The organism is Pseudomonas sp. IT-P395 (genome assembly GCF_949767675.1).
In the GTDB taxonomy this organism is placed as follows: Bacteria; Pseudomonadota; Gammaproteobacteria; order Pseudomonadales; family Pseudomonadaceae; genus Aquipseudomonas.
Genome location: NZ_CATKPW010000059.1, coordinates 71,447 through 95,733, shown reverse-complemented (window position 1 = coordinate 95,733; position 24,287 = coordinate 71,447). Strand labels below are relative to the sequence as shown.

18 protein-coding genes are annotated in these 24,287 nt (G+C 58.9%); 12 read left to right on the top strand and 6 right to left on the bottom strand.

The window, feature by feature from the left end:
* The first annotated feature begins 47 nt into the window (after positions 1–47).
* From acnD to prpD, 3 genes are all read left to right on the top strand, one after another.
* Positions 48–2,642, top strand: coding sequence for a Fe/S-dependent 2-methylisocitrate dehydratase AcnD (gene acnD / locus ACM6IN_RS25585; protein ID WP_414916909.1), 2,595 nt, complete (start codon positions 48–50; stop codon positions 2,640–2,642).
* A 54-nt stretch (positions 2,643–2,696) separates the two neighbouring features.
* Entirely contained in the window at positions 2,697–3,887 is a 1,191-nt protein-coding gene (gene prpF, locus ACM6IN_RS25580; RefSeq protein ID WP_414916908.1) for a 2-methylaconitate cis-trans isomerase PrpF, read from the top strand.
* A 373-nt stretch (positions 3,888–4,260) separates the two neighbouring features.
* Positions 4,261–5,745: a 2-methylcitrate dehydratase gene (gene prpD, locus ACM6IN_RS25575; protein WP_123374756.1), complete on the top strand. Its 1,485-nt coding sequence runs from the start codon at positions 4,261–4,263 to the stop codon at positions 5,743–5,745.
* Between the two features lie 89 nt (positions 5,746–5,834).
* Here prpD and ACM6IN_RS25570 read toward each other — a convergent pair whose 3' ends face one another.
* Complete coding sequence (locus ACM6IN_RS25570; RefSeq protein WP_185051897.1) at positions 5,835–6,749, bottom strand: DMT family transporter; 915 nt, start codon at positions 6,747–6,749, stop codon at positions 5,835–5,837.
* 114 nt (positions 6,750–6,863) lie between these two features.
* On the opposite strand from ACM6IN_RS25570, the gene ACM6IN_RS25565 reads away from it, so the two are divergent.
* Entirely contained in the window at positions 6,864–8,273 is a 1,410-nt protein-coding gene (locus ACM6IN_RS25565; protein WP_414916907.1) for a PLP-dependent aminotransferase family protein, read from the top strand.
* Between the two features lie 123 nt (positions 8,274–8,396).
* Here ACM6IN_RS25565 and ACM6IN_RS25560 read toward each other — a convergent pair whose 3' ends face one another.
* On the bottom strand, positions 8,397–9,215 hold the full coding sequence (locus ACM6IN_RS25560) for a pyruvate, water dikinase regulatory protein (RefSeq protein WP_007916411.1): 819 nt from the start codon (positions 9,213–9,215) through the stop codon (positions 8,397–8,399).
* Between the two features lie 174 nt (positions 9,216–9,389).
* On the opposite strand from ACM6IN_RS25560, the gene ppsA reads away from it, so the two are divergent.
* The 8 genes from ppsA (at position 9,390) to ACM6IN_RS25520 (ending at position 17,544) form a co-directional block, all read left to right on the top strand.
* The gene (gene ppsA, locus ACM6IN_RS25555; RefSeq protein ID WP_007916410.1) at positions 9,390–11,765 is read left to right on the top strand and encodes a phosphoenolpyruvate synthase; all 2,376 of its coding nucleotides are present in this window, start codon (positions 9,390–9,392) and stop codon (positions 11,763–11,765) included.
* A 96-nt stretch (positions 11,766–11,861) separates the two neighbouring features.
* The gene (locus ACM6IN_RS25550) at positions 11,862–12,851 is read left to right on the top strand and encodes an alpha/beta fold hydrolase (RefSeq protein WP_095111821.1); all 990 of its coding nucleotides are present in this window, start codon (positions 11,862–11,864) and stop codon (positions 12,849–12,851) included.
* Positions 12,852–13,076: 225 nt separating this feature from the next.
* The gene (gene rraA, locus ACM6IN_RS25545; RefSeq protein ID WP_414916906.1) at positions 13,077–13,568 is read left to right on the top strand and encodes a ribonuclease E activity regulator RraA; all 492 of its coding nucleotides are present in this window, start codon (positions 13,077–13,079) and stop codon (positions 13,566–13,568) included.
* Between the two features lie 21 nt (positions 13,569–13,589).
* A complete protein-coding gene (locus ACM6IN_RS25540) occupies positions 13,590–14,585 on the top strand; it encodes a zinc transporter ZntB (RefSeq protein WP_007916404.1) in 996 nt (331 codons plus the stop codon).
* Positions 14,586–14,648: 63 nt separating this feature from the next.
* A complete protein-coding gene (locus ACM6IN_RS25535) occupies positions 14,649–14,894 on the top strand; it encodes a hypothetical protein (protein ID WP_007916402.1) in 246 nt (81 codons plus the stop codon).
* A 2-nt stretch (positions 14,895–14,896) separates the two neighbouring features.
* Positions 14,897–15,721 carry a mechanosensitive ion channel family protein gene (locus ACM6IN_RS25530; protein ID WP_007916401.1) on the top strand — a complete coding sequence of 275 codons (825 nt, stop codon included), beginning with the start codon at positions 14,897–14,899 and terminating at the stop codon, positions 15,719–15,721.
* 90 nt (positions 15,722–15,811) lie between these two features.
* Positions 15,812–16,402 (top strand): RNA polymerase sigma factor SigX, encoded by a 591-nt coding sequence (sigX, locus tag ACM6IN_RS25525; protein WP_011333251.1) that lies wholly within the window; start codon positions 15,812–15,814, stop codon positions 16,400–16,402.
* Between the two features lie 107 nt (positions 16,403–16,509).
* Entirely contained in the window at positions 16,510–17,544 is a 1,035-nt protein-coding gene (locus ACM6IN_RS25520) for an OmpA family protein (protein WP_007916399.1), read from the top strand.
* 97 nt (positions 17,545–17,641) lie between these two features.
* Here the strand turns inward: ACM6IN_RS25520 and cobA are convergent, their stop codons facing one another.
* From cobA to nirB, 4 genes are read right to left on the bottom strand one after another with little or no spacing between them, the layout of a single operon-like run.
* A complete protein-coding gene (gene cobA, locus ACM6IN_RS25515) occupies positions 17,642–18,409 on the bottom strand; it encodes a uroporphyrinogen-III C-methyltransferase (RefSeq protein WP_007916397.1) in 768 nt (255 codons plus the stop codon).
* A 13-nt stretch (positions 18,410–18,422) separates the two neighbouring features.
* Positions 18,423–21,137, bottom strand: coding sequence for a molybdopterin-dependent oxidoreductase (locus tag ACM6IN_RS25510; protein ID WP_414916905.1), 2,715 nt, complete (start codon positions 21,135–21,137; stop codon positions 18,423–18,425).
* The gene (nirD, locus tag ACM6IN_RS25505) at positions 21,137–21,454 is read right to left on the bottom strand and encodes a nitrite reductase small subunit NirD (protein ID WP_095111819.1); all 318 of its coding nucleotides are present in this window, start codon (positions 21,452–21,454) and stop codon (positions 21,137–21,139) included. Before nirD ends, ACM6IN_RS25510 begins: the two co-directional genes overlap by 1 nt.
* Positions 21,451–23,904 carry a nitrite reductase large subunit NirB gene (nirB, locus tag ACM6IN_RS25500; RefSeq protein ID WP_414916904.1) on the bottom strand — a complete coding sequence of 818 codons (2,454 nt, stop codon included), beginning with the start codon at positions 23,902–23,904 and terminating at the stop codon, positions 21,451–21,453. The genes nirD and nirB overlap by 4 nt, the downstream gene beginning before the upstream one ends.
* Between the last annotated feature and the right edge of the window lie 383 nt (positions 23,905–24,287).

The window sequence follows — 24,287 nt, the reverse complement described above, 5'->3', positions numbered from 1 at the left end:
GGCGTCAGCTCACCCTTTGCAACCACCGTGACCCGAGTCCTGACCCGATGAACACAGCATTCCGCAAAACCCTGCCCGGCAGCCCTCTGGATTATTTCGACGCCCGCGCGGCGGTCGAGGCGATTCAGCCCGGCAGTTACGACACCCTGCCGTACACCTCCCGCGTGCTGGCGGAAAACCTTGTGCGTCGCTGCGACCCGGCCACGCTCACCGATTCCCTCAAACAACTGATCGAACGCAAACGCGACCTCGACTTCCCGTGGTTCCCGGCGCGTGTGGTCTGCCACGACATTCTCGGCCAGACCGCGCTGGTCGACCTTGCCGGCCTGCGCGACGCCATCGCCTTGCAGGGCGGTGACCCGGCGCAGGTCAACCCGGTAGTGCCGACGCAATTGATCGTCGACCACTCGTTGGCAGTAGAAGCGGGCGGTTTCGACAAACAGGCGTTCGAGAAAAACCGCGCCATCGAAGACCGGCGCAACGAAGACCGTTTCCACTTCATCAACTGGACCAAAAAGGCCTTCAAGAACGTTGATGTGATCCCGCCGGGCAACGGCATCATGCACCAGATCAACCTGGAGAAAATGTCTCCGGTGATCCAGGTGCGTGAGGGCGTGGCATTCCCTGATACCTGTGTCGGTACCGACAGTCATACGCCGCATGTCGATGCTTTGGGCGTGATCGCTATTGGCGTCGGCGGCCTCGAAGCCGAGAGCGTGATGCTCGGTCGCGCGTCGTGGATGCGTCTGCCGGAGAGCGTCGGCGTCGAACTGACCGGCAAGCTGCAACCGGGCATCACCGCCACCGACATGGTGCTGGCGCTGACCGAATACCTGCGCAAGCAGAAAGTCGTCGGAGCATGGCTGGAATTCTTTGGCGAAGGCGCGGCGGCGCTGACCCTCGGCGACCGCGCAACCATCTCCAACATGGCTCCGGAATACGGCGCCACGGCGGCGATGTTCTACATCGACCAGCAAACCATCGATTACCTGAAACTCACCGGTCGTGAAGACCAGCAAGTGCAGTTGGTCGAGCAATACGCCAAGCTCACCGGCCTGTGGGCCGACAGTTTGAAAGGCGCGCAATACGAGCGCGGTCTGACTTTCGATCTGTCGTCGGTGGTGCGCAACATGGCCGGGCCGAGCAACCCGCACGCCCGCGTCGCGGTGGCGGATCTGGCGGCCAAAGGCATCTCCGGGCAGTGGGAAAACGTGCCGGGGCAAATGCCCGACGGCGCGGTGATCATCGCCGCCATCACCAGTTGCACCAACACCAGCAACCCGCGCAACGTCATTGCCGCCGGCCTGCTCGCGCGCAACGCCAACAAGCTCGGCCTGACCCGCAAACCGTGGGTGAAATCCTCGCTGGCGCCGGGTTCGAAAACCGTCGCCCTGTACCTCGACGAAGCAGGGCTGACCACTGAACTGGAGCAGCTCGGTTTCGGCGTCGTCGCCTTCGCCTGCACCACCTGCAACGGCATGTCCGGCGCGCTCGATCCGCTGATCCAGCAAGAGATTATCGACCGCGATCTGTATGCGACCGCTGTGCTCTCGGGCAACCGCAACTTCGACGGCCGCATCCACCCGTACGCCAAGCAGGCGTTCCTCGCGTCGCCGCCGCTGGTAGTCGCTTACGCGATTGCCGGGACCATCCGTTTCGATATCGAAAAAGACGTGCTCGGTGTTGTGGACGGCAAGGAAATCCGCCTCAAAGACATCTGGCCGAGCGATGAAGAAATCGACTCGGTGGTGAAGTCTTCGGTCAAGCCTGAGCAGTTCCGTCAGGTCTACATTCCGATGTTCGCCGTCCACGAAGACACCGGCCCGAAAGTCACGCCGCTGTACGACTGGCGCGAGATGAGCACCTACATCCGCCGTCCGCCGTACTGGGAAGGCGCACTGGCCGGCGCCCGTCCGCTGAAGGGCATGCGCCCGCTGGCGGTGCTGCCGGACAACATCACCACCGATCACCTGTCGCCATCCAACGCGATCATGCTCGACAGCGCCGCCGGCGAATACCTGGCAAAAATGGGCCTGCCGGAAGAGGACTTCAACTCTTATGCAACCCACCGTGGCGACCACTTGACTGCGCAGCGCGCGACCTTTGCCAACCCGAAATTGTTCAACGAAATGGTCGTGGAAAACGGCAAGGTCAAACAGGGTTCGCTGGCGCGTGTCGAGCCGGAAGGCAAAGTGATGCGCATGTGGGAAGCCATCGAAACCTACATGGAGCGCAAGCAGCCGCTGATCATCATCGCCGGCGCCGATTACGGCCAGGGTTCGTCCCGCGACTGGGCGGCGAAAGGTGTGCGACTGGCCGGTGTCGAGGCGATTGCCGCAGAAGGTTTCGAGCGCATTCACCGCACCAACCTGGTGGGCATGGGCGTGTTGCCGCTGGAGTTCAAGCCGGGCACCGACCGTCACACGCTGGCCATCGATGGCAGCGAAACCTATGACGTAATCGGCGAGCGCAAACCGCGTGCGGATCTGACGCTGGTGATCCATCGCAAGAACGGCGAGCGCGTTGACGTGCGGGTGACCTGCCGTCTGGATACCGCTGAAGAAGTGTCGATCTACGAGGCTGGCGGCGTGTTGCAACGCTTCGCTCAGGACTTCCTTGAAGAGTCGGCGGTTGCCGTTTAAATCAACTGATGCGGGCATGGGATTTTAAGTCCCATGCTTTCGGTAAGGAGCAATATGGCTCACGCACCACAGATTAAAATCCCCGCCACCTACATGCGCGGCGGCACCAGCAAAGGCGTGTTCTTCAGCCTCAAGGATCTGCCCGAAGCGGCGCAGATTCCAGGCCCGGCTCGCGACGCTTTATTGCTGCGCGTGATCGGCAGTCCCGACCCCTACGACAAACAAATCGACGGCATGGGCGGCGCGACTTCAAGCACCAGCAAAACCGTGATTCTGTCGAAAAGCATCAAGGCTGATCACGACGTCGATTACCTGTTCGGTCAGGTCTCCATCGACAAGCCCTTTGTGGATTGGAGCGGTAACTGCGGCAACCTCTCGGCAGCGGTCGGTTCGTTCGCCATCAGCAACGGTCTGGTCGATGCCAGCCGCATTCCGCACAACGGTGTTGCGGTGGTGCGCGTGTGGCAGGCCAACATCGGCAAAACGATTATTGCCCACGTGCCGATCACCAACGGCGAAGTGCAGGAAACCGGTGATTTCGAGCTCGACGGCGTGACCTTTCCGGCCGCCGAAGTGCAAGTCGAATTCATGGACCCGGCGGCAGAAGAAGAGGGCGGCGGCGGTTCGATGTTCCCCACCGGCAACCTCATCGATGAGCTGCAAGTGCCGGGTGTTGGCACGTTCAAGGCGACCATGATCAACGCGGGTATCCCGACGATCTTTGTCAACGCCGAAGACATCGGTTACACCGGCACCGAACTGCAGAGCGCGATCAACAGCGATCCGCAAGCATTGCAGATGTTCGAAACGATTCGGGCTTATGGCGCGTTGCGCATGGGGCTGATATCGAATCTGGATGAAGCGGCGAAACGGCAACATACGCCGAAAGTCGCGTTTGTTGCCAAGCCTGCGGATTACGTGGCGTCCAGTGGCAAAGCGGTTGGCGTTGGGGATGTCGATTTGCTGGTGCGCGCGTTGTCGATGGGCAAGTTGCACCACGCGATGATGGGCACGGCGGCGGTGGCGATCGGGACGGCGGCAGCGATTTCCGGCACCTTGGTCAACCTTGCAGCGGGTGGCGTTGAACGTAATGCCGTGCGCTTCGGGCATCCGTCCGGAACGTTGCGCGTTGGCGCTGAAGCCAGTCTGGAGAACGGTGAGTGGGTGGTGAAGAAAGCCATCATGAGCCGTAGCGCGCGTGTCCTGATGGAGGGTTACGTGCGCATTCCCGGTGACTCTTTCTGATTCGAGATCTTTTACCCTCATCGGAACGCCGCCCGCCCAGCCCTCTCCCAAAGGGAGAGGGGGCCGACCGAGGTGTCTGGGGTTGTACATCGACCTGAAAGATCGAGTCGATTATGGATTCAGGGGCTGATCGAGGTTTTTGAAATTATGCATTGACCCGATCGATTATGGATTCAATGGCGATCGTTCACGTCGGTGAACCTCTAAAGCATCCCCCAATCAGTTCCCTCTCCCTCGGGAGAGGGCTAGGGTGAGGGGCCCCACCCACTGAAGAAACACCAAACAAGCAGGCACCCCAGACCTGCAATCAACCAAACCCGCCAAGCCCTGAGGAAGACCGCACCACTCATCATTCCCGCACAGGAGAACCGCAATGAGCGCCAACGTCGACCTGAACAACCGTCCCGACTACGACCATGTCCTGCAGGACATCGCCGATTACGTCCTCACCTTCAAAGCCCCCTCTGCCGAAGCCCTCGACACCGCCCGCAATTGCCTGATGGACACACTGGGCTGTGGCCTGCTGGCGCTGCGCTTCCCCGAATGCACCAAACACCTTGGCCCGATCGTCGAAGGGACGGTGGTTCCTTACGGTGCGCGGGTCCCCGGTACCTCCTATCGCCTCGACCCGGTCAAAGCCGCGTGGGACATCGGCTGCATCGTCCGTTGGCTCGATTACAACGACACCTGGCTCGCCGCCGAGTGGGGTCATCCATCCGACAATCTCGGCGGGATTCTTGCGGTGGCTGATCACCTCTCACAGAAGCGTCTGGCCAACGCTGAAGCGCCGCTGACCATTCGCGATGTGCTCGAAGCGATGATCATGGCCCACGAGATTCAAGGCGTGATCGCTCTGGAAAACTCCTTCAACCGAGTAGGACTCGATCACGTCATTCTGGTGAAAGTTGCTTCAACCGCTGTCACCGCCAAACTGATGGGCGCCAATCGTGAGCAACTGTTGTCGGCGTTGTCTCACGCGTTTGCCGATGGTCAGGCGCTGCGCACTTACCGGCACGCCCCAAACGCCGGTTCACGAAAATCCTGGGCGGCGGGGGATGCGTCGAGTCGTGGCGTGCGTCTGGCCGATATTGCCCTGCGCGGCGAGATGGGCATTCCCGGAGTGCTGACTGCGAAACAGTGGGGTTTTTATGACGTGCTGTTCAGCCACACCAACAGTGATCTGGCATTGAAACCCGAGAACAAACGCGCCTTCAGTTTCTCGCGGCCGTTCGGCAGTTACGTGATGGAAAACGTGCTGTTCAAGATCAGTTTCCCCGCCGAATTCCACGCGCAGACGGCCTGTGAAGCAGCGGTGACACTGCACCCGCAGGTGCGCAATCGTCTGCATGAAATCGACCGGATCGTCATCACCACTCACGAATCGGCGATTCGCATCATTTCCAAAGTCGGGCCGCTGGCCAATGCCGCCGACCGCGACCACTGCATCCAGTACATGACCGCCGTGCCGCTGGCGTTCGGCAATCTGGTCGCCGAGCAGTACGAAGATGATTTCCACAAGGCGCACCCGATCATCGATGTGCTGCGCGAGAAAATGGTTATCGTCGAAGATCCGCGTTTCACTCGCGAATATCTGGAGGCCGACAAACGCTCGATCGCCAACGCCGTGCAGGTGTTTTTCAAGGACGGCAGCAGCACCGACAACGTCGTGGTGGAATACCCGATCGGTCATCGCCGCCGCCGTGTCGAGGGCATTCCGTTGCTGGAAGACAAGTTCAAAGCCAACCTGGCCACGCGTTTCACCGGCCAGCGCAGCGGCGAAATCTTCGCGTTGTGCAAGGATCAGACGCAGCTGGAGTCCACCCCGGTAAACCGTTTCGTCGACCTATTTGTGATCTGACGAAAAACCTGTAGGAGCTGCCGCAGGCTGCGATCTTTTGACTTTGATTGTAAAAAACAAGATCAAAAGATCGCAGCCTTCGGCAGCTCCTACATGGACCGCGTACGCCATTTTTCGATGGGCAATTTGGTGATCGCAAAGCCGCTCAATAAAATCGCCGAATAGATCATCAGCTCCCGGGACAGGGTTTGTCCCTCGTACCAGGCGCCGATGATCACGGCAAACACCGGGAAAATGATAAACACGAACGACAGGATGATTGGGCTTAGGCGTTTAAGCAGCAAAAAGTAAACGATGAATCCGCCGACCGAGGCCACCAGCCCGAGATAGAACAGGGCGGCCCACGAGCGTGTTGTCACTTGCGCAAACACCGGCGTTTCGACGCTCAATCCGACAATAAATAACATCGCTCCGGCAATGCCGATCGGCAGCGTGTTGTAGGTAATCACGCTGATCGCGCTGCCATGTTTTTTCGTCACCACGTAACACAGCGCATGCATCACCGCCGCACACAGAATCGCCAACACGCCAAGCCATTCGGCCTGATCCAGATGCAGACCCTGGCTGCGAATAATCATGAACAGACTGCCGAAACCGATCGCGATACCGAGCATTTGCGACGGGTAGATTTTCTCGCGCAGAAACAGCGCGGAAAACAGCAGGATAAACACCGGCATGCAACTGAACAGCAGCGCTGTCAGGCCGGACGACACGTGCATCTCGCCATAGTTGAGCAGGTAGTAGGGCAGACTGAAATACGACAACGTGACGAACACAAAAAACCAGCGGCTTGGTCGAGGAAACAACAGCGGTTCCTTGCGCAACAGCGCAAAGCTCAGGAACAGCGGAAAGGCGATCAGAAAACGCAGGCCGGCAGCGGTCAGCGGCGGCACGCTTTCCACCGCGATCTTGATCCCCAGCCACGTCGTACCCCAACTCAGGCAGACGATCAGAAACAGCGTGCTGGTGAGCAATCCGGCGAGCCAGGGTTTGCTGATGTTCATCGGTGTGCTGACGGCGGTCGACATGCGGCGTGCTCCGAACGGTGGAATTGACCTGATCGTGGAATCGGTCTATTTCTGATTGAACCTGTTTTCAGCACGCTATTCGGGGCGAGAATGACTGTCAAAGTAAGTATTGCCATGGTGTCAATCCTCCGCGACGGCCTCGCCAATGGCGTCGGCGTGAAGTACAAACGCTTGGCCGATGCGGTCGCACAGGCCATCGACGAAGGTGTGATCGATACGGGATGCAAGTTGCCGCCCCACCGATTGCTGGCTGACAGTCTGGGCGTGACCATCGGCACTATCAGCCGTGCTTACGGTGAACTTGAGCGTGTCGGATTGGTGGTTGCTCGCGTAGGAGATGGCACCTATGTGTGTCAGCGCGGGATGGAGCGGCCGCAGGACAAAGGCTTTCGTAATGTCAGCGATGAGCCGTCAGCCTGCTTCGACATGAGCCGCAATCAGCCGATGCCAGGACAAGAGGCGGCGTTCATGAGCCAGAGTCTCCAGGACCTGGCGAGTGATCCACGGGTGTTACAGCAGTTGACTGGATACACCGCTGAAGGTGGGCTGGCACGGCACCGCTTGGCGGGGGCGGTCTGGTTGCAGCACGGGACGTTTGTCCCGCATGTCGATCAGGTGTTGTGCGTCAACGGCGGCCAACATGGTCTGTTGTGCGCGTTGATGGGTTTGCTCAAGGCCGGCGACACCGTTGTGACCGAGCATTTGTCCTACCCGGGATTGATCGGCGTCGCACGTCAGCTCGGGATAAAACTCATTGGCGCGGCGATGGATGACGAAGGACTTGTGCCGTCGGCACTGGAAGAAATCTGCCGTCAGCATCGCGTTTCTGCACTGTATTGCACCCCAACGATCCAGAATCCTACAGCCGCTGTGATGTCGATCCCACGGCGCGAGGCGATTGCCGATATCTGCCGCCAGCACAATTTGCTGATTATCGAAGACGAAGCCCATGCGGTTCTGGATCGTCAGCGCCCGTTGCCGCTGAGTTATTTCGCGCCGGAACGTTCGGTGTTGATCGGCAGCCTGAGCAAGGCTGTTTCTGCCGGATTGCGCGTCGGTTACCTGCACGCGCCGCAAGCGTTGATCGGGCGTTTGAGTGCCGCCATCCGCGCAACGTGCTGGATGGCCAATCCGTTATCGATGGAAGTGGCCAGTCTGTGGATTGAAAGCGGTATGGCCGAGCGTTTGCTGGACGAACAGATCAGCGAGATCGCTCGGCGCAAGGCTTTGGTGGCACCTGTTCTGCAAGGCTTGAACTACAAGACTCACCCTTACAGTCCGCATTTCTGGGTGCAAGTGCCTGAGCTGTGGCGGGCGTCGCAGATTGCAGCGGAGTTGAAGGAGAACAACTATCTGGTGGCCACCGCTGAGGCGTTTGCGGTGGGGCATGCAGCGGTGCCGCAATTTATTCGGGTGAGTGTGTGTAATGCGGTGGGGGATGATCGGTTGTTGCTTGCAGGTTTTGAAGCTTTAAGCCGGGCACTGACAGAGATCGTTTAATCGTTCATCGCGAGCAGGCTCACTCCTACAATGAATCTCTGTCGTCCACATGATCTGTGCCCGCTGAAGATCAACTGTAGGAGTGAGCCTGCTCGCGATAGCGGTCGCACAGACACCAGCAATCTACTTGAAGCGCCGCTCCACACCTTTCTCCACCAGAATCTTCGCCGAAATCTCTTCCACCGAAAAATGCGTGGAGTTGATGTTCGGGATGTTCTCGCGGCGGAACAGATTCTCCACCTCACGCACTTCGAATTCGCACTGGGCGTAGCTCGAATAACGGCTGTTGGGCTTGCGCTCATTGCGGATAGCGGTGAGGCGGTCCGGGTCGATGGTCAGGCCGAACAGCTTGTGCTGATGGGCGCGCAGGGCCGTTGGCAGGGTCAGGCGCTCCATGTCGTCTTCGGTCAGCGGATAGTTGGCCGCGCGGATGCCGAACTGCATGGCCATGTACAGACACGTCGGCGTTTTGCCGCATCGCGACACGCCCACTAGTATCAAATCGGCTTTGTCGTAATAGTGCGTGCGCGCACCGTCGTCATTGTCGAGGGCGAAGTTCACCGCCTCGATGCGCTCCATGTAATTGGAGTTGTGCCCGATCGAGTGGGACTTGCCGACGGTGTAGGAAGAATGCTCGGTCAGTTCCTGCTCAAGCGGGGCGAGGAAGGTCGAGAAAATATCGATCATGAAACCATTGGAGGTTGCGAGAATCTCACGGATGTCCTGATTGACGATGGTGTCGAAGATGATCGGGCGGAAGCCGTCGGTTTCGGCGGCTTTGTTGATTTGTTGTACCATGGCCCGCGCTTTATCCACGCTGTCGATGTACGGTCGCGTGAATTTGCTGAAGGTAATGTTTTCGAACTGCGCCAGAAGGCTTTGACCCAGGGTTTCGGCAGTGATGCCGGTGCCATCGGAGATGAAGAAAGCAGATCGTTTCATTTGCACCTTGGGCCTTAAGCTAGTAACGAATCTTGGATATGATAGGCGCGATTTGTCGGCCGCGATTGGCCCGCATTCTCACTTATTTTCCAGGTCCAGGCCATACAACCGGCCAAGGCTCCCCCGGGCCGCCGGTTTCTGAGCTTTTCCAACACAGTTAGTGGAGAGATCACCTTGGTAGAGTACGTAGTTTCCCTCGATAAGCTCGGCAAACACGATGTTGAGCATGTGGGGGGCAAGAACGCATCCCTGGGCGAGATGATCAGTAACCTGGCAGGCGCCGGTGTTTCGGTCCCCGGCGGCTTCGCCACGACGGCTCAGGCTTATCGTGATTTCCTCGAACTGAGCGGCCTCAACGACCAGATCCACCAGGCCCTCGACGCGCTCGACGTTGATGACGTCAACGCCCTGGCCAAGACCGGCGCGCAGATCCGTCAATGGATCATGGAAGCCGAATTCCCTGAAAAACTGAATGCCGAAATCCGCACCGCGTTTGCCGCGCTGTCGGCCGGCAACCCTGACGTGGCCGTGGCCGTGCGTTCTTCCGCCACCGCCGAAGACTTGCCGGACGCCTCGTTCGCCGGTCAGCAGGAAACCTTCCTGAACATCCGTGGTGTGGAAAACGTTATCCGCGCCGCCAAAGAGGTGTTCGCTTCGCTGTTCAACGACCGTGCGATTTCCTACCGCGTGCACCAGGGCTTCGACCACAAACTGGTCGCCCTGTCGGCTGGCGTGCAGCGCATGGTGCGTTCGGAAACCGGCACTGCCGGCGTGATGTTCACCCTCGATACCGAATCCGGTTTCCGTGACGTGGTGTTCATCACCGGCGCCTACGGCCTGGGCGAAACCGTCGTACAAGGCGCGGTCAACCCGGACGAGTTCTACGTGCACAAGGGCACGCTGGAGGCCGGTCGCCCGGCGATCCTGCGTCGCAACCTGGGCAGCAAAGCCATCAAGATGATCTACGGCGACGAGGCCAAGGCCGGTCGTTCGGTCAAGACCATCGACGTCGACAAGGCTGACCGCGCGCGTTTCTGCCTGTCCGACGCTGAAGTCAGCGAACTGGCCAAGCAAGCGATGATCATCGAGAAGCACTACGGCTGCCCGATGGATATCGAGTGGGCCAAGGACGGTGACGACGGCAAGTTGTACATCGTGCAGGCGCGTCCGGAAACCGTGAAAAGCCGCACCCAGGCCAACGTCATGGAACGTTACCTGCTGAAAGAAACCGGCACCGTGCTGGTGGAAGGTCGTGCGATTGGCCAGCGTATCGGCGCCGGTAAAGTGCGCATCATCAAGGACGTCTCCGAGATGGACAAAGTCCAGCCGGGCGACGTGCTCGTTTCCGACATGACCGACCCGGACTGGGAACCGGTGATGAAGCGCGCCAGCGCCATCGTCACCAACCGTGGCGGGCGTACTTGCCACGCAGCGATCATCGCTCGCGAGCTGGGCATCCCGGCAGTGGTCGGTTGCGGCAACGCCACCCAATTGCTGAAGGATGGCCAGGGCGTGACCGTGTCCTGCGCTGAAGGCGACACCGGTTACATCTTCGAAGGCGAACTGGGCTTCGACATCAAGAAGAACTCCGTCGACGCCATGCCGGAGCTGCCGTTCAAGATCATGATGAACGTCGGCAACCCGGATCGTGCCTTCGACTTCGCGCAACTGCCGAACGCCGGTGTCGGCCTGGCTCGTCTTGAGTTCATCATCAACCGCATGATCGGCGTCCACCCGAAAGCGCTTTTGAACTACGACGGTCTGCCGCAGGAAATCAAAGACAGCGTCGACAAGCGTATCGCCGGTTACAACGACCCGGTCGACTTTTACGTCGACAAACTGGTGGAAGGCATCAGCACCCTGGCGGCGGCGTTCACGCCGAAGAAAGTCATCGTGCGCCTGTCGGACTTCAAGTCCAACGAATACGCCAACCTGATCGGCGGCAAGCTGTACGAGCCGGAAGAAGAAAACCCGATGCTGGGCTTCCGTGGCGCTTCGCGTTACATCAGCGAATCGTTCCGTGACTGCTTCGAACTCGAATGCCGCGCGCTGAAACGTGTGCGCAATGAGATGGGCCTGACCAACGTCGAAATCATGGTGCCGTTCGTTCGTACCTTGGGCGAAGCGAGTCAGGTCGTCGATCTGCTCGCCGAAAACGGCTTGAAGCGCGGCGAAAACGGTCTGCGCGTGATCATGATGTGCGAGCTGCCATCCAACGCGATCCTTGCTGAAGAATTCCTCGAATTCTTCGACGGCTTCTCGATCGGTTCCAACGACCTGACTCAGCTCACCCTGGGCCTGGACCGCGATTCCGGTATCATCGCGCACCTGTTTGACGAGCGTAATCCGGCGGTCAAGAAGCTTCTGGCCAACGCGATTGCCGCGTGCAACAAGGCCGGCAAGTACATCGGTATCTGCGGTCAGGGTCCTTCGGACCACCCGGATCTGGCTAAGTGGCTGATGGAGCAGGGCATCGAAAGCGTGTCGCTGAACCCGGATACCGTGCTGGAAACCTGGTTCTTCCTCGCCGAAGGTCAGACACCGGCTTAAAGAGTATGTGAACGGCCCGCTCCCACAGGGGGCGGGCCTTGAGATTCAAGTAGGGCGGGCTCCTGTAGATGCCGCCCTTTTTTGTGCAAGAGCATTATGCAAAGCAGCAGCAACTTATTTCCTGTCGCCCTGATCAGCGCCGAACGGCGTGGTGATCTGAGCGAAGACGTGTATCGACTGAAACCCGGCAACAGTCCCGACTGGTCCGTGGAAATCGCTGTGACCCGCTTGGGCATGGCCGATGACACGGCGCCTCGCGGTGTGCCGGTGATTTTGCTGCACGGCAGTTTTTCCAATCGACGCTTCTGGTTTTCACCCAAAGGCCTGGGCCTGGGCGCATATCTGACGCGACTGGGGTTCGACGTTTGGATTCCGGAGATGCGCGGTCACGGCCTGTCGCAGCGCAATGAGGAATACCGACGCAACCGTGTCGCCGACTATGCCCGTTACGATCTGCCGGCGATTGCCGCATTCGTGCGAGAGCAGAGCGGGCAGATTCCGCACTGGATCGGCCATTCGCTGGGCGGCATCACCTTGGCCGCGGCGCTCGGTGGCGAATACCTTGGCGAGCCTGCCGTAGCTTCTGCGGCGTTTTTCGGTACTCAGGTCAGCCGCACCTATTGGCCGCTGAAAATCCCGCCAGTGGAGTGGAGTGGGCGCTTTATTCTCAAGCGCTTCGCGCAACTGTCGGGTTCGCGCCTCAAGCGTGGCCCGGAAGATGAGCCGATCGGCCTGGCGCTGGAAAGCATGCGCTGGTACGGCTTGTTCGGCCGTTTTGGCGACAAGGACAAGGATTGGTGGGCGGGTCTGGCGGACGTCAAGGTGCCGGTGCTGGCAGTGACGGCGGCGGGGGATCATCAGGACCCGGCCTGGGCCTGTCGCAAACTGTTCGAACAGATCGGCTCCGAGCACAAGCAATTCGTCAATCTGGGGCGCGAACAGGGTTTCACCGATAATTTCGGTCATGTTGAAATGTTGGTGAGCAAAGCGGCGCAGAATGAAGTGTGGCCCTTGGTCGCGCGCTGGTTGAACGATCAGCACACGCCGTTACTGGGCGAGAAGCCTGATCTGGCTGCTGCGGTCTGAGACGGGGCTGGGTAAAGGGCATTTCGTAAAGGTCGGCTTGCGGCTAAGATATGACGAATTGTGCGGTTCTGGTCATATTCGGTGGCAGTTTAGCGATTACGTTTCAGCGTTTGTTCAGGTTCATTCAGCGAACATTCAATGAGCTAAGGTAAACAGCGACCACCGGAACTCGTCTCTTCAGAACGCGGCATCCTTGATCGTCTTGCTTTTTACAGGAGTTTTTCGATGAACCATTACCTTACGCCTGACCTGTGCGACGCCTATCCGGAGCTGGTGCAGGTGCTGGAACCGATGTTCAGCAATTTCGGCGGCCGTGATTCGTTCGGCGGCGAAATCGTGACCATCAAATGCTTCGAAGACAACTCGCTGGTCAAGGAACAGGCTGAGCTCAAGGGCAACGGCAAAGTGCTGGTGGTCGATGGCGGCGGTTCGCTGCGTCGCGCGCTGCTGGGTGACATGATCGCCGAGAAAGCCGCTAAAAACGGCTGGGAAGGGCTGGTGATCTATGGCTGCATCCGTGACGTCGACGTCATTGCGCAGACCGATCTGGGCGTGCAGGCGTTGGCCAGCCATCCGATTAAAACCGAAAAGCGCGGCCTCGGTGACCTCAACGTCCCGGTGACTTTCGCCGGTGTGACGTTCCACCCGGGCCACTACATTTATGCGGACAACAACGGCGTGATCGTCTCGCCGAGTCCGCTGCAGATGCCTGAATAAGATTTTCGACAAGGGATGCGGATGTTCGAGGAAGAAAACGCGCAATGGGGGCTGGTGCATGCCCTGGTGCTGGACGGAAAAGGCGGTGCGCGTTCGATAGCCCGGACTGAGCTCGACGATTTGCAGCTGCAGGCCCATGAAAGCCTGTGGCTGCATTGGGATCGCAGCCATCCGCAAACGCAGACCTGGCTGCGCAAATCCAGCGGTCTCAATGAATTCACCTGCGATCTGCTGCTGGAAGAGAACACTCGACCGCGCCTGTTGCCGTTGCCGGATTCCGAGTTGCTGCTGTTTCTGCGTGGGGTCAATCTCAATCCGGGTGCAGAGCCGGAAGACATGGTCTCGGTGCGGATTTTCGCTTCGGCCCAACGGGTGATTTCCCTGCGTTTGCGCCCATTGCGCGCCACCGATGAATTACTGGTGCAATTGGCGGACGGCAAAGGCCCGAAAACCTCGTCTGAACTTATCCTTTATCTAGCGCAGTTCCTCACCAACAAGGTGCAGGATCTGGTCACTTGCCTCTCGGAAATCGCCGATGAGGAAGAAGAAAAAATGGATGCCGACGAACGGTATACCCCCGAGCATGGCGCCATTCTGCACATCCGCCGCCGGGCCGCTGGGTTGAAGCGTTTTCTTGCGCCGCAGCGGGATATTTTCGGACAACTGACGCGGATAAAACTGCCGTGGTTTGTCGATGACGATGCCGATTACTGGAACGAATTGAACAACAGCCTGACCCGCTATCTCGAAGAACTCGAATTGACCCGAGAGCGCGTGGGGCTTGTGCTGGAGGCCGAAGACCGGCGGTTGAGCGAGCGCATGAATCGCACGATGTACCGCTTCGGGATCATCACCTGCATCTTTTTGCCGATGAGTTTCATCACCGGTCTGCTGGGCATCAACGTCGGCGGAATTCCGTTCTCCAGCAGCCCATATGGTTTCCTGATCGCCTGCTTGACGGTACTCGCCTTGGCCTTCGGTCAGTGGTGGTTATTCCGTCGTTTGCGCTGGGTCTGAACATGGCGCATGTGACCCGACCAAATCTGCCCGCGTCTTTCACAGACATCACGAGAGGTGCGTATGCACGATCCGTTTGAACAGTCTTTGCGCGACATGCTCAACGCTTCGCCGTCCAGCCGCGACGACGATGCATGCCTGGGCCGCGTACTCAAAACCGCCAACCGCCAGGTCGGCGCCGGTGATTTGTTCAGCCTGCTGGGCCGCTGGCTGCCCGCGCTGATGATCGCCCTGAATAACGGCTCGGCCCATGTCTCGCCGGTTTCCCGTCGTAAACCTACCGCTCGCACTGCTGATAAGGCTGATTGAATATGGAACTCGACCTCTGGACTCAGAGCCTCGTCACTGCAATGACTGCGTTGTGGACCAAAGTAGCCAACTTCATCCCGAACCTGTTCGGCGCACTGGTCGTGCTGCTGTTGGGTTTCGTTGTGGCCAAGCTGCTCGATACCTTGCTCTCCAAGCTGCTCGCCAAACTGGGTCTTGATCGCCTGATGGGTGGTACCGGGCTGACCAAGTTGATGTCGCGTGCGGGGCTGCAAGTTCCGATTTCAACGCTGATCGGTAAAATCGTTTACTGGTTCGTTCTGCTGATTTTTCTGGTTTCTGCAGCAGAATCCCTTGGCCTCGAGCGAGTTTCGGCTACGCTGGATATGTTGGCGCTCTATTTGCCGAAAGTATTCGGCGCGGCGTTGGTGTTGCTGGTGGGTGTTTTGCTCGCACAACTGGCCAACGGGCTGGTGCGCGGGGCGGCAGAAGGCGTAGGCCTGGACTACGCTTCGGGGCTTGGGCGAATTGCCCAGGGGCTGGTGATCATCATCAGCATTTCGGTCGCGATCAGTCAGCTTGAGGTCAAGACCGACCTGCTGAACCATGTGATTGTCATCGTTTTGATTACCGTTGGTCTGGCCGTTGCGCTGGCCATGGGTTTGGGAAGCCGGGAAATTGCCGGTCAGATTCTTGCGGGAATCTATGTGCGTGAGTTGTATCAGGTTGGGCAACAAGTGCGTGTTGGCGAGGTCGAAGGCCAGATCGAGGAGATCGGCACGGTTAAAACCACATTGCTGACCGATGAGGGTGAGCTAGTCTCTCTTTCCAATCGGATCCTGCTGGAACAGCATGTGAGTAGCCGCTAATCCGGCAAACCCTGCTAATGTATGCCGCCGCGAAATGCCAGCTGATGCTGGTCGCGGTGGACATTGACCTGACTGTCGGCACGACTTGTTTTGAATAAAGCCCAAACGCTATCCACGCGCTACGACCCCCGCGAGCTCTCTGATGAGGAGTTGGTCGCGCGCTCGCATACCGAGCTGTTTCACGTAACGCGCGCCTATGAAGAACTGATGCGGCGTTACCAGCGAACATTATTTAACGTTTGTGCGAGATATCTTGGGAACGATCGCGACGCAGACGATGTCTGTCAGGAAGTCATGTTGAAGGTGCTGTATGGCCTGAAGAACTTCGAGGGGAAATCGAAGTTCAAAACGTGGCTCTACAGCATCACGTACAACGAATGTATTACGCAGTATCGGAAGGAACGGCGAAAGCGTCGCTTGATGGACGCATTGAGTCTTGACCCCCTCGAGGAAGCGTCCGAAGAAAAGGCGCCGAAACCCGAGGAGAAGGGCGGGCTTGATCGCTGGCTGGTGTATGTGAACCCGATTGACCGTGAAATTCTGGTGCTTCGATTTGTCGCAGAGCTGGAATTTCAGGAGATCGCAGACATCATGCACATGGGTTTGAGTGCGACAAAAATGCGTTACAAACGTGCTCTAGATAAATTGCGTGAGAAATTTGCAGGCATTGCTGAAACTTAGTTCAGCGCAAATATCTCTTACGTGTAGGCAAGTTCTGATAGACTTGCCGCCGAGTTGTCCCCCGGTTTGCGGGACTGCTTCACAATCACCAGATGGGGATTTAACGGATGAAACTGAAAAACACCTTGGGCTTGGCCATTGGTTCTCTGATTGCCGCCACTTCGTTCGGCGCTCTGGCACAAGGCCAAGGCGCAGTTGAAATCGAAGGCTTCGCAAAGAAAGAACAATTCGACAGCGCTCGTAACTTCAAGAACAACGGCAACCTGTTCGGCGGTTCGATCGGTTACTTCCTGACCGACGACGTTGAACTGCGTCTGGGCTACGACGAAGTGCACAACGTACGTTCCGACGACGGTCGTAACATCAAGGGCGCGAACACCGCTCTGGACGCTCTGTACCACTTCAACAACCCAGGCGACATGCTGCGTCCGTACGTATCGGCTGGTTTCTCCGATCAGAGCATCGGTCAGAACGGTTCCGGCGGTCGTAACCGTTCCACCTTCGCCAACGTTGGCGGCGGTGCCAAGCTGTACTTCACCGAGAACTTCTACGCCCGTGCCGGCGTTGAAGCTCAGTACAACATCGACCAGGGCGACACCGAGTGGGCTCCTAGCGTTGGTATCGGTGTGAACTTCGGTGGCGGCTCCAAGCCTGCTGCTGCTCCAGTTCCAGCACCAGCTGAAGTCTGCTCCGACAGCGACAACGATGGCGTTTGCGACAACGTTGACAAGTGCCCGGACACCCCAGCCAACGTAACTGTTGACGCTGACGGCTGCCCAGCAGTTGCTGAAGTTGTTCGTGTTGAGCTGGACGTTAAGTTCGACTTCGACAAGTCGGTTGTGAAGCCAAACAGCTACGGCGACATCAAAAACCTGGCTGACTTCATGAAGCAGTACCCATCCACCACCACTACTGTTGAAGGTCACACTGACTCCGTCGGTCCTGACGCTTACAACCAGAAACTGTCCGAGCGTCGTGCAAACGCCGTTAAGCAAGTTCTGACCAACCAGTACGGTGTTGAATCGTCCCGCGTTCAGTCTGTTGGCTACGGCGAATCCCGCCCAGTTGCTGACAACAAAACTGAAGCTGGCCGCGCTGTAAACCGTCGCGTAGAAGCGCAGGTTGAAGCTCAAGCTAAGTAATTAGCTGCCGCTCTGAGAAAAGCCCGGCTTAGGCCGGGCTTTTCTTTGTCTGCGATTTGGCTTTGCAGTTTTAAAAGATCGCAGCCTTCGGCAGCTCCTACATGAAATCTGCATACGTCCTGTAGGAGCTGCCGCAGGCTGCGATCTTTTGCTCTTCAACAATGGCTGCCACCGCACCAATTACCAAAATCGCCGGGCTTTTCAGCCCAAACCTGAACGCATCAGCACTCATGCTCGCCAGATCACTCCGGCATTCGCGCTGCTCTGGCAACGACGCATTCTCGATCATCGCCACCGGCGTATCCGCTGCCATCCCGCCCGCCAGCAACTGATCGCGAATCTCGCCCAGCTTGGCCACCCCCATGTAAACCACCAGCGTTGTGCCGCCCTGCGCCAGTGCCTGCCAGTTCAACTGGCTGTCATCCTGAGTATGCGCAGTCACCAGCGTCACCCCGCGTGCGACCCCACGCAACGTCAGCGGTATATCGCACTGCGTCGCCCCGGCCAGCCCGGCGGTGATGCCATTGACCAACTCCACCTCGACGCCACGCTCACGCAGCCAATGCGCCTCTTCACCCCCTCGACCGAAAATGCACGGATCGCCACCCTTGAGCCGCACCACACACTTGCCGTGGCGGGCATAGCGCAGCATCAGTCGATGAATGAACGCTTGCGGTGTCGAGCGGCAACCACCGCGTTTACCCACGGCAATGATGCGCGCATCAGGGCAGTGCTCCAGCACCGCCTCGTTGACCAGATCATCGATCAGCACCACGTCGGCCTCGCGCAGAGCGCGCACCGCTTTGAGGGTCAGCAGTTCCGGATCGCCGGGGCCCGCGCCTACCAGCCAGACTTTTGCATTCATGCTGCTTTCCTCATCAGATGATGGCGACCGGCTGCAACTCGGCAGCCAGCAAACGCTTTATTTCCGGGACGCACGAACCGCATTGCGTGCCGCAACCCAAATTGCTTTTCAAGCCTTGCAGATCCAGCCCTTGGCGAATACCGGCGCAGACCGCGTTGAGGCTGACGTTGTTGCAGTTGCACAGGGTCTTATCCGCAGCGATCTGCGCCCCGGCACTGCCCGGCGGCGCACTCATCGGTGCCAGCAACCAGCGCCGCAGTTGTTCGTCGGCACGGCCTTCCAGCCACAACCCTTGCAGCCAATGCCGGGCGAGGGTTTCGCCGGCCAGGCGAATCGCGGTGATTCGGCCGTTTTCAATACGCACGCGCTTGCCAATGGCCCGGCGCGGATCGTCATAGGCCAAAACCGGACCGTCGATCAGCGACAGGCATCGGTCGATTTCACTGAGCAATTGCGCATCCGGTGCCTCGCTGCTGGCAGCGCGTATCAGCAATGCCGATCGTTCACGTCCGACAAGGCTGAGGCTAACGTAGGAAAATGCCTCACAGAGCGGTCGTAGCGTCTCGAAGTGCCGTTGAACATCACCTTCGATCAGTGCGAAAAGCTGCCACGGCAGATTGACCGGTTCCAGGCGCACGCCGCTGTGTTTGAGTTCCGGTTGTTTCGACAAAGGATCGAAGGCCGGCAGGGTCAGGCTGTTCACGCCGCCCTTGAGGAAGCGATCGCCCCAGTGCATCGGTAGAAACGCTTGTCCCGGACGTACGCTGTCATCACTAGCGACCGCAACAATTACCGCGCCGCGACGACTTTTCAGATTGACCAGATCGCCCGGCTGCAAACGATGCCGGCGCATTTCATCTGGATGCAGGCTCAACACCGCTTCGTTGACATGCCCGAACAGTTGCGCCGCCGTACCGGTGCGGCTCATACCGTGCCATTGATCACGCAAGCGGCCAGTGATCAACGTCAGTGGAAAGCGTGCATCGCGTTGTTCTTTGGCGGCACGATACGGGTCGGCGATGAATTGCGCGCGCTCGTTGGCGGTTGGGAAAATCCCGTCTTCGTACAGTCGTGGCGTTCCTCGCCGCGCTCCGACAGGGAAGGGCCATTGCTGCGGTCCGATCTCGTCGATCAGCGCGTGACTGATCCCGGACATATCCAGATCCCGCCCACGCGTCAGCCCTTTGAACTCATCGAACAGTTGTGCAGGTTGGGTGAAAGTAAACAGGCTCGATGCAGAGGGGCGCAGACGTTTCTCCAGACGCTGCGCGAAATCTACCGTAATCGCCCAATCCGGCCGCGCCTCACCCGGTGGGAGAATGGCTTTGCGCACGTGGGAAATGCGTCGCTCGGAATTGGTCACCGAACCTTCTTTCTCGCCCCAACTGGCGGCGGGCAGCAGCAGATCGGCGAATGCTGCGGTTTCAGTCGTGCGAAAGGCTTCTTGCAGAACCACAAACGGGCAAGCTTCCAGCGCCGCGCGCACCGCACTCTGATCCGGCATCGATTGCGCAGGGTTGGTGCAGGCAATCCACAACGCCTTGATCTTGCCGCTGCGCACTTGCTCGAACAGTTCGATGGCGCTGAGACCAGTGCTTTCCGGCAACCGATCAACGCCCCAATAAGCCGCCACTTCAGCGCGGTGTTCAGGGTTGGCCGCGTCTCGATGGCCCGGCAACAGATTCGACAAACTACCGGTTTCGCGCCCGCCCATGGCATTCGGCTGACCGGTGAGGGAGAAAGGTCCTGCACCCGGACGACCGATTTGCCCGGTGGCCAAGTGCAGATTGATCAACGCGCTGTTTTTTGCGCTACCGGCCGTGGACTGGTTCAAACCCATGCACCACAACGACAGAAAACTCGGCGAAGTGCCAACCCATTCGGCGCATTGCTGCAGTTGCTCGACGCTGATGCCGCATAACTGTGAAACCATTTGCGGGGTGTAATCGCGCACCAGATTCTTCAATTCGGCGAGGCCATCGGTGTGCGCCTTGACGAAGTCGCGATCAATCCAGTCTTCCCACAACAGCAGGTGCAAAATCCCATGGAATAAAGCGACATCGGTACCGGGCAGAATCGCCAGGTGCAGATCGGCGAGGTCGCAGGTGTCGGTGCGTCGTGGATCAATGACGATGACTTTCATCTGCGGGCGGCGGGATTTTGCTTCCTCCAGCCGACGGAAAAGTACTGGATGGGCATAGGCCATGTTACTGCCGACGATCATCACGCAATCGCTGAGCTCCAGGTCCTCATAGCTGCACGGCGGGGCGTCGGCGCCGAGGCTGCGTTTGTAGCCGACCACGGCTGAAGACATGCACAGGCGTGAATTGCTGTCGATGTTGTTGGTGCCAACCAGTGCCCGTGCAAGCTTGTTGAAGGCGTAGTAGTCCTCGGTCAGTAACTGGCCGGAGATATAGAACGCGACGCTGTCCGGGCCGTGTTCGGCGATGGTTTCGGCGAACACGTTGGCGGCATGTTCCAGCGCAGTGTCCCAATCCGTGCGGCTGCGCGCCAGGCCTTTGCCCAAACGCAGTTCCGGGTACAGCGCGCGGGCCGCGAGGTCGCCGGTCAGGTGCAGGGTCGAGCCTTTGCTGCACAGTTTGCCGAAGTTGGCCGGGTGCGCCGGATCGCCGCTGACGCCGAGGATGCGCTCGCCGTCATGCTCGATCAGCACGCCGCAGCCGACCCCGCAATAACAGCAGGTCGAGGCGGTCGTCTGGCGGTTCATCAGATGGCGTCCCGCAGAGCCAGTTGCACACGACCGTTTTCGACTCGCGCTGGGTGATGGTGCGCGCAACCGATGTCCGGCGCCTGCGCCTCGCCGGATTGCAGGTCGATCTGCCAATTGTGCAGCGGACAGGCCACGCGTTTTCCGTAGATCAAACCTTGTGACAACGGCCCACCCTTGTGTGGGCAGCGGTCGTCGAGGGCGAAAACTTCGTCGTCGCTCGTACGAAAAATCGCAATGTCACCTTTCGGCCCGGCAATGATTCGCGAACCGAGGGTATTGATCTCGTCGAGGGCGCAGATATCGAGCCAGTTCATGCCGGCACCTCCAGATTTTTCACGGGGATTACGTCGAATTCTTTCTTCAGTTGCGGCTGCGCCAGACGTTCTTTCCACGGATCCTGTTCGAACGACAGGGAGAATTGCAGGCGTTCGTTCAGCGCTTTGCGGCGCTCCGGGTCTTCCAGCACGGCTTTCTTGATGTGTTCCATGCCGACCCGTTGCAGGTAGTGCACGGTGCGCTCGAGGTAGAAGGCTTCTTCGCGATACAGCTGTAAGAAGGCACCGTTGTATTCGCGCACTTCTTCGGCGGTTTTCAGCTTGACGAAGAATTCGGCGACTTCGGTTTTGATCCCGCCGTTACCGCCGATGTACATCTCCCAACCGGAGTCGACGCCGATGATTCCTACGTCTTTGATCCCCGCTTCCGAGCAGTTGCGTGGGCATCCGGAGACAGCCAGTTTCACTTTATGCGGCGACCACATGTTGAACAGGTCGTGCTCAAGCTCGATGCCCAGTTGTGTCGAGTTTTGCGTGCCGAAGCGGCAGAACTCGCTGCCGACGCAGGTCTTCACGGTGCGGATGGATTTGCCGTAGGCATGGCCGGACGGCATGTCGAGGTCTTTCCAGACGCCGGGCAAGTCCTGCTTCTTGATGCCGAGCAAATCGATGCGCTGCCCGCCGGTGACCTTGACCATCGGCACGTTGTACTTGTCGGCCACGTCGGCAATCCGTCGCAGTTCCGAAGGATTGGTCACGCCGCCCCACATGCGTGGTACCACCGAGTAAGTGCCGTCCTTCTGGATGTTGGCGTGTGCACGTTCGTTGATCAGGCGCGATTGCGGATCGTCCTTGGCTTCGCCGGGCCAAGTGGAAATCAGGTAATAGTTGAGGGCCGGGCGGCACGTTGCGCAGCCGTTCGGCGTGCGCCAGTTGAGGTAGCTCATGGTGCCGGCGATGGTCAGCAGATGCTGCTCGCGAATGGCTTGGCGTATCTGCCCGTGATTGAGGTCGCTGCAACCGCAGATGGCTTTTTCGCTTTTCGGTTTGACATCCGCTGCGCCGCCGACGGTGTTGATCAGGATCTGCTCGACCAGCCCGGCGCAGGAGCCGCAGGAGCTGGCCGCTTTGGTGTGTTTCTTCACCTCATCGACGCTGAACAGGCCGTGTTCCTGAATGGCTTTGACGATGGTGCCTTTGCACACGCCGTTGCAACCGCAGACTTCGGCGGTGTCGGCCATGACCATGGCTTTGTCCTGGCCCTGATGTCCTACGTCGCCCAAAGCATTTTCGCCAAACATCAGGTGATCGCGGATCTCGCCGATGGCGTGATTCTCACGAATCTGTCGGAAATACCAACCGCCATCTGCCGTATCGCCGTACAGACACGCGCCGACCAGCACGTCATCCTTGATCACCAGTTTTTTGTACACGCCGCCGATCGGGTCGGAGAGGGTGATGGTTTCCGTACCTTCGCCGCCCATGAAGTCGCCAGCGGAAAACAGGTCGATGCCGGTGACTTTGAGTTTGGTCGAGGTCACCGAACCCTGATAACGGGCGAAGCCCAGTTGTGCGAGGTGGTTGGCGCAAACCTTGGCCTGCTCGAACAGTGGCGCGACCAGACCATAGGCAATGCCACGGTGGCTGGCGCACTCGCCGATGGCGTAGATGCGTGGGTCGTAAGTTTGCAGGGTGTCGTTGACCAGGATCCCGCGATTGCACGGGATGCCGGCCTTTTCCGCGAGTTCGGTGTTGGGGCGAATACCGGCGGCCATCACCACCAGATCGGCGGGGATAATGTCGCCGTTCTTGAATTGCACCGAGCCGACCCGGCCATTGCCGGCGTCATGCAAGGCCTGAGTCTGTTCGCACAGACGGAAGTGCAGGCCACGGGATTCAAGGGCGCTTTGCAGCAGTTGACCGCTGGTTTTATCGAGTTGGCGTTCCAGCAACCATTCGCCGATGTGCACCACGGTGACGTGCATGCCGCGCAACATCAGGCCATTGGCGGCTTCGAGGCCGAGCAGGCCACCGCCGATGACCACCGCGTGTTTGTGGGTTTTCGCGGTGTCGATCATCGCCTGGGTGTCGGCGATGTCGCGATAGCCGATCACGCCGTGCAGGGTATTGCCGGGGATCGGCAAGATGAACGGTGTCGAGCCAGTGGCGATCAGCAGGCGATCGTATTCGGCTTCGGTGCCGTCCTCGGCGATCACCCGGCGTTTGACCCGGTCAATCTCCACCACTTTGCGGTTGAGCAACAACTTGATGTTGTTTTCCAGGTACCAGTCGAGGTCGTTGAGCACGATCTCCTCGAAGGTCTGCTCACCGGCCAGCACCGGCGAGAGCAGGATGCGATTGTAGTTGGTGTGTGGTTCGGCGCCGAAGACGGTGATGTCGTACAGCTCGTTGCTCAGCTTGAGCAATTCTTCGAGGGTGCGGACCCCGGCCATGCCATTGCCGATCATCACCAGTTTGAGTTTTTTCATCAGGTTCTCCGGGAGCTGCGGCTGGCCTCTTGTGGGCAGTCAGGCCTTGCTCGACAAATTTTGCGCAAACAAAAAAAGGCGTCCCGCTAGTTGCCTAGCGAGGACGCCTTTGTCCTGGTCCCGTTCTCTCGGGAAGCGCAGCCTTCGTCGTTGAAGGTTGGGCTTTATGTGTGTGCTGAGTGGGCTAATGCAGTGGTTGTGCCAAGTGGGAACAGTGGCGGTTTTATTGGGGTTTGGCAGGTTCTGAGGGTGATTTTTTGCACTGAATCGAGGCGGGTTGCTCGTTCGTGGGGCGCTCAGGTAGATGGATTTGTGGTGATTGGGCTGACGTCATCGCGAGCAGGCTCACTCCTACAGTGGAACGCGTTTCGAATTGTAGGAGT